Below are 13068 nucleotides of genomic sequence, written 5' to 3' on the forward strand. Positions count from 1 at the left end.
TGTTCCGTTCCGCCGACCTCGGTATGAAGACCGTGCTGGTCGAGCGTTATTCGACGCTCGGCGGCGTGTGTCTGAACGTCGGCTGCATTCCGTCGAAGGCGCTGCTGCACACCGCGCTCGTCATCGACGAAGCGGCTGATCTCGCCTCGCACGGCATCACGTTCGGCAAGCCGCAGATCGATCTCGACAAGCTGCGCGACTTCAAGTCGGGCGTCGTCAAGAAGCTGACCGGCGGTCTCGCCGGCATGGCGAAGGCGCGCAAGGTCGAAGTCGTGACGGGCACCGGCGCGTTCGTCGATCCGTACCACATGGAAGTGCAGACCGAGGGCGGCAAGAAGGTCGTCAAGTTCAGGCAGGCGATCATCGCCGCGGGTTCGGAAGCGGTGAAGCTGCCGTTCATTCCGGAAGACCCGCGGGTGGTCGATTCGACCGGCGCGCTCGAACTGCGCCAGATTCCGCAGCGCATGCTCGTGATCGGCGGCGGCATCATCGGTCTGGAAATGGCGACCGTGTACTCGACGCTCGGCGCGCAGATCGACGTGGTCGAAATGCTCGACGGCCTGATGGCCGGCGCGGACCGCGATCTCGTCAAGGTCTGGGAGAAGTACAACAGCAAGCGTTTCGCGAACGTGATGCTGAAGACCAAGACCACCGCCGCCGAGGCGAAGGACGACGGCATCTACGTGTCGTTCGAAGGCGAGAAGGCGCCGGCCGGGCCGCAGCGCTACGACCTCGTGCTGGTGGCCGTCGGCCGTACGCCGAACGGCAAGCGCATCGGCGCGGAGAAGGCCGGCGTGGCGGTGACGGAGCGCGGCTTCATCGAAGTCGACCAGCAGCAGCGCACCAACGTGCCGCACATCTTCGCGATCGGCGATATCGTCGGTCAGCCGATGCTCGCGCACAAGGCGGTGCACGAGGGTCACGTGGCAGCTGAGGTCGCGCATGGCGAGAAGGCGTACTTCGACGCGATGCAGATTCCGTCGGTGGCTTACACCGATCCGGAAGTGGCATGGGCCGGCAAGACGGAAGACCAGCTCAAGGCCGCCGGCGTCAAGTTCGGCAAGGCGGTGTTCCCGTGGGCCGCGTCGGGCCGCGCGATCGCCAACGGCCGCGACGAAGGCTTCACGAAGCTGCTGTTCGATGAAGAGACGCATCGCGTGATCGGCGGCGGTATCGTCGGTCTCAATGCGGGCGATCTGATCAGCGAAGTGTGCCTCGCGATCGAGATGGGCGCGGACGCGACGGATATCGGCAAGACGATCCATCCGCATCCGACGCTCGGCGAATCGGTCGGCATGGCTGCGGAGTTGTATGAAGGCGTCTGTACCGATCTGCCGCCGGTGAAGAAGAAGTAAGACGGTTCGGCCTGCCTCGTCGCGATCGCGCGAGGCGGGTCGAAGCGGTCAATAAAAAAAGCGCGCTCCTTGCGGAGTGCGCTTTTTTTCATGGCTGGGGAATGCGGCAGAGCAGGGCGCAAGCGTTGCGCGAACTGCACGCATGCATCGTTTTCCGCATTCACCCGGCGGCGACGGCGGGAAAAAAAATCCCGGCAGTTGCACCGGGCAAACGATACGTCATTTCAACGTATCGGAGCGTTCGGCCAATCAAACCGTGTGAGCGGCAACGGCACGACGCTGTTGCTTGCAAGAACGCCGGCGCGCGGGAACGCTGGGCCGGCGTGAAAGCGACGCCCCGACGAATGCGGGGCGTGGACGGATGTGAAACTTAGACCGTCTTCTTGGCTGCGCGCGAAGCTTGCGCGGCGGCTTGCGAAGCGGCCTTCGACGCGGCCGTTGCAGCTGCGTTGAAGTTGCTTTCAGCGATTTCGACAGCCTGGCGGGTTGCCTTGTGGACCGTTTCGTACGTCGTGTTGGCAGCGGTGATCGCCGACTTCATCACGGCGACAGCGGTTTCCGAACCAGCCGGTGCGTTCTTCGCAACGTTTTCGACGAGTGCCTGGACCTTGCGGTTTTGTTCTTCGAATTGGGCTTCAGCGACGCGGGTGAATTCGCCTTGCGTTGCCGAGACGATTTCGTACACGTGACGGCCATACGACAGCGCCTTTTCAGCCACCGGCTGCGCGAGGCTCGCTTGCAGGGCCAGCAGTTCTTGTGCGTCCTTCACTGACAGCGCGCGCTGGGTGTTTTCCTGGCTTTCCGCGAGCGTCGACTTCACGACTTGCAGGTTCAGTTCAACCAGCTTTTCGACGCCTTCGAATGCTTTGGTCGTCAGGCCGAACAGGGTTTCGAAATTGGCTTTCTGGGCTGCGGCGAATTGCTCGGGGGTCAGCAGAGTCATGGTTTACGCTCCTGGATCGCGGTCTGTCTGTGCGGACCGCATTGGGTTAGTGGCGAGACGCAGGTGATCGTCTGCCTGGACCGCGATGTATTGTGCATCGCAGCAATGGTTCCCATTTTAAGATCGCTTCAAAGATTGTCAAGTATTTTTTGTGCGTCGCACAATATTAAGAAAGTGCTGATAAAACAATACGTTATGCGGTAGGCATGTCATACATGTGACGCAGAATGATTTGATCGTTGCACCGCGTCGATGCGAGATAAAGCACTCCATGCCCTCGTTTCGCGGAATTATTTTTCCTGCGGCCGGTGACGATGCTGGTGGGGGAGCGAGCATGCGCCCGCAAAAACCGGCAAAATTGCGTTCGATGTAAACCACAAACTGCTACGGAACGTTAAGCGTTCATGACAGTCGAACGCGCGTTGTCGGCTTCGGCAGATGCTTAAGAAATATCTGTCGCCAAGCCACAACGCCCTCGCGGCACGGCGCTGCGGTACGTGCCGATGCCTGACCGTATTTCCCCGGATCAAGGTTGTCTCGAAATTGTCGTTATGCTGCAAGAATCTCCTCGATTCTTGCGCATGGCCGCAATGGCGGGACATGGCTAGCGATGATCGTTTTTTTCGATCGAGTCGCGGCACTTATTTGCGTTTTCGCGATCGGAGCTTACAAGCCGGTTTAAGGAGCGCGTATAAGTGCTTCAAATTGCTAATTTTTCGTTGCTTTACTACACTTGCGGAAACCTCTCGCCGCTCCCTATCGAACACCCATGAAAACCGACATGTTTTCGTCGCTGAAAGTGATCCACGGCGCGGCGCGCAGCACCGCTCTGTCGGTGGCCGTCTCCCTGGCCGTCGCAACGGCGTTTGCCGCGCCTGTCAACACTTTTGCAGCTACGACTGCCGCAACCGCAAAAACTTCCAAACACGTCAAAACGGCTAAAACCGCCAAAAAGCCGGCCCCGGCAGCCGCCACCGCGAAGGTGTCGAGCCGCTCGGTCAAGGCAGGCAAGGGTGCGGTCGTCAAGGCGGCTGCCGCCGAGGACGAAGCACCGCGCGCGGGCGCGCACCGCAAGCGCGTGACGTTCGCGGCGAACGGCCGCCATCACTCGGCCGTGCGGCGCGTCGCGTATGAGCCGCGTTCGCCTTCGGTCGGGCAGGCTTTCGGTCTGCACGAAACGCCCGACGCGCTGATGCTGCGCTCGAGCGTCGCCTACGTGATCGACCAGAATAGCGGCGAGCCGCTCTTCGACAAGAACTCGCGGGCCGTTGTGCCGATCGCATCGATCAGCAAGCTGATGACCGCGATGGTCGTGCTCGATTCGAAAGAGCCGATGACCGATCAGATCGAAGTCACCGACGAAGACCGCGACTACGTGAAGAACACCGGCTCGCGTCTGTCGGTGGGCTCGGTGCTGTCGCGCGAAGACATGCTGCATATCGCGCTGATGGCGTCGGAAAACCGTGCCGCGGCCGCGCTGTCGCGCTATTACCCGGGCGGCCGCCTGGCGTTCCTCGCCGCGATGAACGCGAAGGCGAAGCAGCTCGGCATGACCGACACGCATTTCGAGAGCCCGACCGGCCTGACGAGCATGAATGTGTCGACCGCGCGCGATCTCGTGAAGATGGTCAACGCGGCGTATCAGTACCCGCTGATCCGCAAGTTCTCGACCGATCACAGCTACGAGGTGTACACGGGCAAGCGCACGCTCGCCTACAACAGCACGAACGCGCTCGTGCGCAACCCGACGTGGGACATCGGTCTGCAGAAGACCGGTTTCATCAACGAGGCGGGTGAGTGCCTCGTGATGCAGGCGACCATTCATGGCCGTCCGATGGTGATGGTACTGCTCGACTCGTCGGGCAAATACTCGCGTTTCGCGGACGCGGCACGTCTGCGCACGTGGATCGACAACGGCGGCGGCGAGCAGCCGCGCATTACGAGCGCCGATGCCGGCGGTTCGGGTATCTGATGTCTGAACGATTGCCGTAGCCGGTTTTCGGACCGGCAGCGCGTACCGGTAGCGGTGATCCTGCAAGAAAAAAGCCTCGCGAATGCGAGGCTTTTTGCATGGCGCCGGGAAAGGTGCCGCGGACGGCGCGGCTGCGTTTCGTCGACTCCCGCTACGTATGCTGGCCGTGCGAGTGCGAATGACCCTGCTGCGGGTGCGGCCGATAACCCAGCGCTTCCGAAATCATCAGTGCGGTCTGACTCAGTTGCCCGAGCCACGAGTCCTGCAGGCGATCCGCCGGCGCCGATAGCGACAGCCCCGCGACGAGCTTGCCGGTATCGTCGTAAATGCCGGCTGCGATGCAGCGCACGCCGAGCTCCAGCTCCTCGTTATCGCGCGCGCAGGCCTGCTGGCGCACATGCGACAACTCGCGTTCGAGTTTCGCCAGATCGGTGATGCTGTTCTGCGTATGGCCGGAGAGGCCGGTACGCGTGGCATACGCGCGCACGCGGGTCGCTTCGTCGGCGGCGAGGAACAGCTTGCCGACCGAGGTCAGATGCAGCGGCGCGCGTCCGCCGATGGCCCGCACCACCTGCATGCCCGAACGTTCCGAATACGCACGCTCGATATAGACGATCTCGTCGCCCTGACGCACCGACAGATTCACGGTCTGCCCGGTCTGCCGATGCAGTTCGCGCATCGGCGTGAGCGCCGCGTCGCGCACCGAGAGGCGCGCCTTCACCAGATTACCCAGTTCGAGCAGGCGCATGCCGAGGCGGTAGGTGCCGGGGTCCGACCGGTCGACGAGGCGGCACATCACCATGTCGTTCAGGATGCGGTGCGCCGTGGACGGGTGCAGCTCCGTGCGGATGGCGAGTTCTTTCAGGCTGACCGGGTCGCTATGCGCCGCGAGTGCATCGAGCAGGCGCATCATGCGTTCGATCACCTGGATCGAAGTTTTGGGATCCGGGTTCGTATCGCTCATATGAGAATCGGTAGATGCGTCAAACAGCGAAAGCCGATTGTATCTCGTATGGTGAAAAAAGCGAACGCGCTTCGAAGCGCTCCTCGAATCCGCCGCGCGCCGCGTCCTATGCTTTCTGGCCGTTGGTGTTGCACGGCAAACAGCGGATAATCAGGGACGTTTCCCCGAAGGAGGGTCCATGCGAGTCGGATTGTTCGTCACCTGTCTGATCGACCTGATGCGTCCCGAAATCGGTTTTTCGGTCATCAAGCTGATCGAAGGCGCCGGTTTCGAGGTCGCGGTGCCGCCCGCGCAAACCTGCTGCGGCCAGCCCGCGTATAACTCGGGCGACCGCCGTCTCGCGCGCGATCTCGCCGAGAAGACCCTGCGCGAATTCGAGCAGTTCGACTACGTGGTGGTGCCGTCGGGCTCGTGCGGCGGCATGATTCGCGCGCACTACGGCGACCTGTTCGGCGACGATCCCGAACTGATGAACCGCTTCGGCCGGCTGCGTGCGAAGGTGTTCGAGCTGACCGATTTTCTCGTCAACGTGGCGAAGGTGCAGTTGCAGCCGGGCCGGTTCGAGGGGCGGGTGACCTATCACGACTCGTGCTCGGGCCTGCGCGAACTCGGCGTGAAAGCGCAGCCGCGCGAGCTGCTCGCGCAGGTGGGCGTCGCGGTGACGGAGATGCCGGGCTGCGAACATTGCTGCGGCTTCGGCGGCACCTTCGCGGTCAAGTACGGCGACATCTCGACGGCGATCGTCGACGAAAAATGCGCGAACATCGCCGCGAGCGGCGCAGGCACCGTGGTGCTAGGCGACCTCGGCTGCATGCTCAATATCGAAGGGCGCCTGCGTCGCAACGGGGATTCGACGACGCGCGTGCTACATATCGCGCAGGTGCTGGCCGGCGACGTGCAATGAGCCGCGGGCCGCGGCGCGCCGCCCGCCATGTGCCGCTTACGCTTCTTTTTGGCGCGCGTGTTTGAGGCGTGCGCCTCGCTCCGATTCCGTCCAAGGCTGCCATGCAAGTTCAATCGATGCAGTTCAAGGCTCGCGCCGGTCAGAAACTTGCCGACCAGCGCCTGCAGCAGAACCTGACCAAGCTGTCCACGAAGTTCGTGTCGGCGCGCGCCAGCGCGATGACCGAGATCGACTTTTCCTCGACCCGCGCCGCGCTCAAGGAGCGCCGCAATCGCGCGCTCGATAATCTCGACGTGTGGCTCGAAACCTTCGAGCGCGAGGCGGCCCGCCGCGGCGTGACGGTGCTGTTCGCCGAGACGACGCAGGAGGCCGCGCGGCTCGTCGGAGATATCGCGCGCCAGCATGACGTGAAGAAGGTGATCAAGACCAAGTCGATGGTCACAGAAGAAATGCGCCTGAACGAAGTGCTCGGGCAGATGGGCGTGCAGTCGATCGAAACCGATCTCGGCGAATACATCCTGCAGATCAACGACAACGAGCCGCCGAGCCACATCATCGCGCCGGTCGTCCACAAGGATAAGGACGAGATCGCCGACCTGTTCGCGAAAACGCACGGCCGCCCGCGTCTGACCGAGATTCCCGACATGACGCGCGAAGCGCGCGAGATGCTGCGCCCGCACTTCCTGAGCGCGGACATGGGCGTGACGGGCGGCAACTTTATCGTCGCCGAAACGGGCTCGGTCGTCGTCGTCACGAACGAGGGCAACGAAGGCATGTGCACGGTGATGCCGCGCGTCCATGTGGCCGTCACCGGTATCGAAAAAGTGCTGCCGACGCTCGAAGACCTGGCGACCGCGATGCGTCTGCTGCCGCGCTCGGCGACGGGGCAAACCACGTCGAACTATTTTTCGATGCTGACGGGGCCGCGCGGAGCAGGCGATCAGGACGGGCCCGAGCATATGTACGTGGTGCTTGTCGACGGCGGGCGCACGGGGCTCATCGGCGGCGACTTTCAGGAGATGCTCCGCTGCATCCGCTGCGGGGCGTGCATGAACCATTGCCCGGTTTATCAGAAGGTCGGCGGCCATGCCTATGGCTGGGTCTATCCGGGGCCGATGGGCTCGGTATTGACGCCGAGCTATGTCGGCATCGACAAGGCGCTCGATTTGCCGCAGGCGGCGACGCTATGCGGGGAGTGCAATAGCGTGTGCCCGGTCGGCATTCCGCTCTCCGACCTGTTGCGCAAGTTGCGCGAGAAACAGACGGAGCGGCGTCTGCGGCCGTGGAAGGAGCGCGCGGGGCTGGCCGTGTGGGGTTGGCTGGCGTTGCATCCCGATGTCTATGCGCTCGTCACCAGGCTTGCGGTGCGCGTGCTCGAACGCATGGGTGGACGCAAGCGCTCGATTGCCAAACTGCCGCTCGGCGGCGCGGGCTGGACCGATACGCGCGATATGCCGGCGCCGGTGGGACGTACGTTCAGGGAGTTGTATGCGGCGCAGCGCAGCCATATCGGCTGAGCGGGCTGTCGTGATGGGCCGGGAGTCTGCCTGACGCTTGTTCTGTTCTGGCCGTTCAGCCGTTGCGGCGGCGCTGGCGCGCATAAGCGCCAGCCGCCGGCCTGACCTTCAGTGGTCGTTCATCTGCCCGGAGTGACGCGGGGAGTTTCTGCTCCACGAGCCGCCGCCATGTCCGCCGCCGTTGCCGCCTTGCTGCTGGGCTTGCGGTTGCCCCGGCGGCGGGCCGCCCGCGCCCGGACGGGGGCCATTCCATCCACCTGGTCCGCGGGGGCCGCCAGCCGCGCCTTGCGGCGGAGGTCCGCCGTGCGGCTGGCCCGGGCCGCCACCATGGTCGCCACGATCGCCATGGTGCCAGTCGTTGTCGTTCGGTCGGCCTCGGTCCGGATATCCGTGATAGCCCGGGCCCGGCCCATAGTAGCGTTCCGGTCCCGGGTAATTGCCATATCCCATGTAGACATTGGTTTGCGGCACGACGGCTGCGCCGGGCGCGTAGCCGTCATAGCCTTCGTAGCCGCTATAGCCGTATCCGTTGCCGTACATCGGCGTGCCGTCCGGATAGACCGCGCAGCCGCCGAGCAGGGCGGCTGCCACGAGGCCGGCGAGAGGTGCAAGACGTTTCATTGGTTGGATCACGTGCAAGGTACCAGGAAATGCTGATGTAAGAATGAGACCCGTATTATCGCCGCCTGTCACGCGAGCTTTGTATGTATTTGTAAGGTCTTCTTTTTCATGCCTTTATGTTCGATCGTGGGGCGAAAGAACCAGCAACTGACTGTTCTATTTCAAGCAACGATCTATCTCGCCAGATCCGGTTTTTCCCGATTGTGAATTTCTATAGCATTTGGGCTGGGAATAGTGGGTCACGAGCCCATGTGTCCCTTAATCGGAAAACGACATCATGAAAAAGACAATATCGGTGTACTGGCCCCTCGTCATTGTTGTGTCTCTCGCCGCGCTCGCCTATCTGCACATTTGCAGCAATGCCGCCTCGCGTGCGTCGCAGTCTCCGCTCGATGCGAACCACCTGACGGCGGAACTCGCGCGCGCGGTTTCGTACGGCATGATCGACGCTGCGTCGGCGTTGCCGGTCAAGCCTGTGCCTGCCGCGACGGCGATACCGCTCTCCGAGGCATCGTAAGCGCGCACCGTCGCAAGCGCTGCGGCTCGCAGCAGGGCGCATGGCTTGCATGGCGCGTATCACGCCCGGCGCGATTGTGTCGAGGTTTGTATAATCGCGACGCAATTTGCTCAACGCTATCGGCCCCGCGCGTGGCGCCGTCGCACTTGAATATCCGCAGATGAAAACTGTGTCCGTGTGTTTCGTTTGTCTCGGCAATATCTGCCGTTCGCCGACGGCGGAAGGCGTGATGCGTCACCTCGTCGACGAAATGAAGCTCGCGGACCGGATCCTGGTCGACTCGGCCGGCACCGGCGACTGGCATATCGGCGAGGCGCCCGACGAACGCGCTCAGCAGGCAGCGCGCCAGCGTGGCTACGAGTTGGCGACATTGCGCGGCCGGCAGATCACGGTCGCGGACTTCGAGCGCTTCGATCTGCTGATCGCCATGGACGAGCGCAACGTCGCCGCGCTGCATCAGCTTTGTCCCCCGGCGCAGCGCGACAAAATCCGTCTGCTGCTGGAATTCGTGCCGCAGACCGAGAGCCGCTGGGCCGGCGCGCGCGAAGTCGTCGATCCCTACTTCGGTGGCGCGGCAGGTTTCGAGCAGGTGCTCGATCAGTGCGAGGCGGCCTGCCGCGGCTTGATCGCCGCGCTGCGCCCGCAACTGCTCGCCTAGGAATTGCCAGCGTAAGTCGGGCAGCGCCCGCCGCGCACCTTGGCGCAAGCCGGCAAAGACCGCACCGGGCGGCAAAAAATACGTCGCTCAATTAAGCAAACGACACAAATCGCGTCAGCCATACTTGACTAAATCGCTCATGTATTTATACTTGACAAAACTTGTCGAGAATCGCGGTTCCCACATCATATGAGACTCACCACGAAAGGCCGTTTCGCCGTCACGGCGATGATCGACCTGGCGTTGCGCCAGGAGCAGGGCCCGGTGACGCTTGCGGGTATCAGCCAGCGCCAGCACATCTCCCTGTCTTATCTCGAGCAGCTGTTTGGCAAGCTGCGCCGTCACGAAATCGTCGAGTCCGTGCGCGGGCCGGGCGGCGGCTACAATCTCGCGCGCCGTGCCGAAAACGTCACGGTGGCCGACATCATCATCGCGGTCGACGAACCGCTCGACGCCACCCAGTGCGGCGGCAAGGGCACGTGCGAAGGCACCAAGCAGCACGACGGCCATTGCATGACGCATGAGCTGTGGTCGACGCTGAACCAGAAAATGGTCGAGTACCTCGATTCGGTTTCGCTGAAGGATCTGGTCGACCAGCAGCGCTCGCGCGAAGGCGCGCCGGCGGTGCTGCGCGACAGGCGTACCGATGCGCCGGCGGTCGAGCCGGTCCGCGTGGCGCCGAAAGGGCCTAATTCCGTTTTCAACATGGCCGGTTCCTGAAGGCGCGGCAGCGAAATACGACACCCGCCGTCCCATAGAGAACCCAGAAGCCAGAGCACATGACGTCCCCGGAGCAATTGATGAACAACGACTCTCTCCATCTGCCCATTTACATGGACTACAGCGCCACGACGCCGATCGATCCGCGCGTCGTGGACAAGATGATTCCGTATCTGCGCGAGCAGTTTGGCAACCCGGCATCGCGCAGCCACTCGTACGGCTGGGACGCGGAGCGTGCGGTCGAGGAAGCGCGCGAGCAGGTCGCCGCGCTCGTGAACGCCGACCCGCGCGAGATCATCTGGACCTCGGGCGCGACGGAGTCGGACAACCTCGCGATCAAGGGTGCCGCGCACTTCTACAAGAGCAAGGGCAAGCACATCATCACGGTGAAGACCGAGCACAAGGCCGTGCTCGACACCTGCCGCGAACTCGAGCGCGAAGGCTTCGAAGTCACGTATCTGGACGTGAAGCCCGACGGTCTGATCGACCTCGACGTGTTCAAGGCCGCGCTGCGCCCGGACACGATTCTCGTCTCGGTGATGTCGGTGAACAACGAGATCGGCGTGGTCCAGGACGTCGAGGCGATCGGCGAGATCACGCGCGAGAAGGGCATCATTTTCCACGTCGACGCGGCGCAGGCCACCGGCAAGATCGAGATCGACCTGCAAAAGCTCAAGATCGATCTGATGTCGTTCTCGGCGCACAAGACGTACGGCCCGAAGGGCATCGGCGCGCTCTACGTGCGCCGCAAGCCGCGCGTGCGCATCGAGGCGCAGATCCACGGCGGCGGCCACGAGCGCGGCATGCGCTCGGGCACGCTCGCGCCGCACCAGATCGTCGGCATGGGCGAGGCGTTCCGTCTCGCGCGCGAAGAGATGGCGACCGAAAACGAGCGCGTGCGCATGCTGCGCGACCGGCTGCTGAAAGGCCTCTCGGAAATCGAGGAAGTGTATGTGAACGGCGACATGGAAAAGCGTATCGCGCACAACCTGAACATCAGCTTCAATTTCGTCGAAGGCGAATCGCTGATTATGGCGGTGAAGGACGTCGCGGTGTCGTCGGGTTCGGCGTGCACGTCGGCTTCGCTGGAACCGTCGTATGTGCTGCGCGCGCTCGGCCGCAACGACGAACTCGCGCACAGCTCGATCCGCTTCACGGTGGGCCGCTTCACGACCGAGCAGGATGTCGACTACGTGATCAACCTGCTGAAGACGAAGATTTCCAAGCTGCGCGACCTGTCGCCGCTGTGGGAAATGCACAAGGACGGGATCGATCTGTCGACCATTCAATGGGCCGCGCATTGACGCGCCAGTTGGGCGATGTGGGATACCCCGTTCATCGGATTGCAGGTTGAAACGAATCAAGGAGTGTAATCATGGCTTATAGCGACAAGGTCCTCGACCACTACGAAAACCCGCGCAACGTCGGTTCCTTCGCGAAGGACGACGACGCGGTCGGTACCGGCATGGTCGGCGCGCCGGCCTGCGGCGACGTAATGAAGCTGCAGATCCGCGTCGGCGCGGACGGCATCATCGAAGACGCGAAGTTCAAGACCTACGGCTGCGGCTCGGCAATCGCATCGAGCTCGCTCGTCACCGAATGGGTGAAGGGCAAGACGCTCGATCAGGCCATGTCGATCAAGAACACGCAGATCGCCGAAGAACTGGCGCTGCCGCCGGTGAAGATCCACTGCTCGATCCTCGCGGAAGACGCGATCAAGGCCGCGGTCGCCGACTACAAGCAGCGTCACGGCGAAGCAGCGGTTGCCGAAGACGGCAAGGCTGCCTGAGTCTCGCGAGAGTCGTTGAACCGCTGAGTCACCGTGTGTCAGGCGCGCGTTGCATGCGCGCCTGACACACGGTGCGCGCGGCGCGGCACCCGCGTCGCGCACGCATTGCGCAATTGAGAAACGCTATGGCAATTACGTTGACCGAAAAGGCAGCACAGCACGTCCAGAAGTATCTGATCCGGCGCGGTAAGGGCATCGGGTTGCGCGTCGGCGTGCGCACGACCGGTTGCTCGGGCCTCGCCTACAAGCTCGAGTACGTGGACGAACTCGCGCCCGAAGATCAGGTGTTCGAGACGAGCGGCGTGAAGGTCGTGGTCGACCCGAAGAGCCTCGCCTATATCGACGGCACCGAACTCGACTTCGCGCGCGAAGGGCTGAACGAAGGCTTCAGGTTCAACAACCCGAACGTGAAGGACGAATGCGGTTGCGGCGAGTCGTTCCGCGTGTAGGTTCGGCGGTTTTCCGCGTGCAGCGGATGAAAGGCGGCGCGGGCCGCCTTTTTAGTTTGATCCGCGTACTTCCCGAGCGTGTTTTCAGATCGCACTCCGGTGCGCTTTCATCAACGGACTTTTAATCCGATGGCCTCGCTGAACGACAGCCACTTCGACCTGTTCGATCTGCCCGCGCAATTCGCGCTCGATGCCGCCGCGCTCGATCACGCGTATCGCACCGTGCAGGCGCAGGTGCATCCGGACCGCTTCGCGGCGGCCGGCGACGCGCAAAAGCGCATCGCCATGCAATGGGCGACCCGCACGAACGAGGCGTATCAGACGCTGCGTGATCCGCTTAAGCGCGCGACTTATCTGCTGTCGCTGCGCGGCATCGACGTCGGCGCGGAGAACAACACGGCGATGGAGCCGGCCTTCCTGATGCAGCAGATGGAATGGCGCGAGAACATCGAGGACGCGGCCGCGGCGAAGAACGTCGACGCGCTCGACGCGCTGCTCGCCGAGCTGCGCGACGAAGAGCGCCGGCGCCTCGACAAGCTCGGCGCGTCGCTCGACAGCGGCGCCAATCAGGCGGCGGGCGAAGCCGTGCGGCAGTTGATGTTCATCGAGCGCGTCGCGTCGGAAATCGGCGCGCAGATCGAGCGGCTCGAGGGATAGCG

At 63.1% G+C, this 13068-nt stretch carries 14 protein-coding genes; 11 read left to right on the forward strand and 3 right to left on the reverse strand.

Features of this window, described 5'->3' with window-relative positions; all coding sequences use genetic code 11:
- Positions 1-1355 (forward strand): dihydrolipoyl dehydrogenase (lpdA, locus tag GXB81_RS23590; protein ID WP_205990471.1); only part of this gene is annotated, 1355 nt, incomplete at its 5' end.
- Between the two features lie 370 nt (positions 1356-1725).
- Here lpdA and GXB81_RS23595 read toward each other — a convergent pair.
- A complete protein-coding gene (locus GXB81_RS23595; RefSeq protein WP_085480624.1) occupies positions 1726-2298 on the reverse strand; it encodes a phasin family protein in 573 nt (190 codons plus the stop codon).
- Positions 2299-3067: 769 nt separating this feature from the next.
- Here GXB81_RS23595 and pbpG point away from each other — a divergent pair.
- Entirely contained in the window at positions 3068-4270 is a 1203-nt protein-coding gene (gene pbpG, locus GXB81_RS23600) for a D-alanyl-D-alanine endopeptidase (protein ID WP_205990472.1), read from the forward strand.
- 151 nt (positions 4271-4421) lie between these two features.
- On the opposite strand, the gene GXB81_RS23605 is transcribed toward pbpG, so the two are convergent.
- A complete protein-coding gene (locus tag GXB81_RS23605) occupies positions 4422-5234 on the reverse strand; it encodes an IclR family transcriptional regulator (protein ID WP_167285560.1) in 813 nt (270 codons plus the stop codon).
- A 178-nt stretch (positions 5235-5412) separates the two neighbouring features.
- Here GXB81_RS23605 and GXB81_RS23610 point away from each other — a divergent pair, with 178 nt between their 5' ends.
- Complete coding sequence (locus GXB81_RS23610) at positions 5413-6138, forward strand: (Fe-S)-binding protein (RefSeq protein ID WP_205990473.1); 726 nt, start codon at positions 5413-5415, stop codon at positions 6136-6138.
- A 101-nt stretch (positions 6139-6239) separates the two neighbouring features.
- Positions 6240-7655 (forward strand): lactate utilization protein B, encoded by a 1416-nt coding sequence (locus tag GXB81_RS23615; protein WP_167285562.1) that lies wholly within the window; start codon positions 6240-6242, stop codon positions 7653-7655.
- A gap of 108 nt (positions 7656-7763) precedes the next feature.
- On the opposite strand, the gene GXB81_RS23620 is transcribed toward GXB81_RS23615, so the two are convergent.
- Positions 7764-8276, reverse strand: a complete 513-nt coding sequence (locus tag GXB81_RS23620; RefSeq protein ID WP_205990474.1) for a hypothetical protein — start codon at positions 8274-8276, stop codon at positions 7764-7766.
- Positions 8277-8553: 277 nt separating this feature from the next.
- On the opposite strand from GXB81_RS23620, the gene GXB81_RS23625 reads away from it, so the two are divergent.
- The 7 genes from GXB81_RS23625 (at position 8554) to hscB (ending at position 13066) form a co-directional block, all read left to right on the forward strand.
- Positions 8554-8793 (forward strand): hypothetical protein, encoded by a 240-nt coding sequence (locus GXB81_RS23625; protein WP_167049875.1) that lies wholly within the window; start codon positions 8554-8556, stop codon positions 8791-8793.
- 160 nt (positions 8794-8953) lie between these two features.
- Complete coding sequence (locus GXB81_RS23630) at positions 8954-9451, forward strand: low molecular weight protein-tyrosine-phosphatase (protein WP_167049877.1); 498 nt, start codon at positions 8954-8956, stop codon at positions 9449-9451.
- A gap of 189 nt (positions 9452-9640) precedes the next feature.
- Positions 9641-10171, forward strand: coding sequence for a Fe-S cluster assembly transcriptional regulator IscR (gene iscR, locus GXB81_RS23635; protein ID WP_167049879.1), 531 nt, complete (start codon positions 9641-9643; stop codon positions 10169-10171).
- An 80-nt stretch (positions 10172-10251) separates the two neighbouring features.
- Positions 10252-11475: an IscS subfamily cysteine desulfurase gene (locus GXB81_RS23640; protein WP_167285565.1), complete on the forward strand. Its 1224-nt coding sequence runs from the start codon at positions 10252-10254 to the stop codon at positions 11473-11475.
- Positions 11476-11546: 71 nt separating this feature from the next.
- Positions 11547-11960 (forward strand): Fe-S cluster assembly scaffold IscU, encoded by a 414-nt coding sequence (gene iscU, locus GXB81_RS23645; protein ID WP_167049883.1) that lies wholly within the window; start codon positions 11547-11549, stop codon positions 11958-11960.
- A gap of 125 nt (positions 11961-12085) precedes the next feature.
- Complete coding sequence (iscA, locus tag GXB81_RS23650; protein WP_167049885.1) at positions 12086-12409, forward strand: iron-sulfur cluster assembly protein IscA; 324 nt, start codon at positions 12086-12088, stop codon at positions 12407-12409.
- A 129-nt stretch (positions 12410-12538) separates the two neighbouring features.
- Positions 12539-13066 (forward strand): Fe-S protein assembly co-chaperone HscB, encoded by a 528-nt coding sequence (gene hscB, locus GXB81_RS23655; protein WP_167049887.1) that lies wholly within the window; start codon positions 12539-12541, stop codon positions 13064-13066.
- The last annotated feature ends 2 nt before the right edge of the window (positions 13067-13068 follow it).

It is taken from the genome of Paraburkholderia sp. Ac-20336, from assembly GCF_017105025.1.
Lineage (GTDB): Bacteria > Pseudomonadota > Gammaproteobacteria > Burkholderiales > Burkholderiaceae > Paraburkholderia.

Bases quoted from the DNA above. Each gene is read 5' to 3' on its own strand.
- GXB81_RS23595 (WP_085480624.1), bottom strand. From the start codon at position 2,298: ATGACTCTGCTGACCCCCGAGCAATTCGCCGCAGCCCAGAAAGCCAAT.
- pbpG (WP_205990472.1), top strand. From the start codon at position 3,068: ATGAAAACCGACATGTTTTCGTCGCTGAAAGTGATCCACGGCGCGGCG.
- GXB81_RS23605 (WP_167285560.1), bottom strand. From the start codon at position 5,234: ATGAGCGATACGAACCCGGATCCCAAAACTTCGATCCAGGTGATCGAA.
- GXB81_RS23610 (WP_205990473.1), top strand. From the start codon at position 5,413: ATGCGAGTCGGATTGTTCGTCACCTGTCTGATCGACCTGATGCGTCCC.
- GXB81_RS23615 (WP_167285562.1), top strand. From the start codon at position 6,240: ATGCAAGTTCAATCGATGCAGTTCAAGGCTCGCGCCGGTCAGAAACTT.
- GXB81_RS23620 (WP_205990474.1), bottom strand. From the start codon at position 8,276: ATGAAACGTCTTGCACCTCTCGCCGGCCTCGTGGCAGCCGCCCTGCTC.
- GXB81_RS23625 (WP_167049875.1), top strand. From the start codon at position 8,554: ATGAAAAAGACAATATCGGTGTACTGGCCCCTCGTCATTGTTGTGTCT.
- GXB81_RS23630 (WP_167049877.1), top strand. From the start codon at position 8,954: ATGAAAACTGTGTCCGTGTGTTTCGTTTGTCTCGGCAATATCTGCCGT.
- iscR (WP_167049879.1), top strand. From the start codon at position 9,641: ATGAGACTCACCACGAAAGGCCGTTTCGCCGTCACGGCGATGATCGAC.
- GXB81_RS23640 (WP_167285565.1), top strand. From the start codon at position 10,252: ATGAACAACGACTCTCTCCATCTGCCCATTTACATGGACTACAGCGCC.
- iscU (WP_167049883.1), top strand. From the start codon at position 11,547: ATGGCTTATAGCGACAAGGTCCTCGACCACTACGAAAACCCGCGCAAC.
- iscA (WP_167049885.1), top strand. From the start codon at position 12,086: ATGGCAATTACGTTGACCGAAAAGGCAGCACAGCACGTCCAGAAGTAT.
- hscB (WP_167049887.1), top strand. From the start codon at position 12,539: ATGGCCTCGCTGAACGACAGCCACTTCGACCTGTTCGATCTGCCCGCG.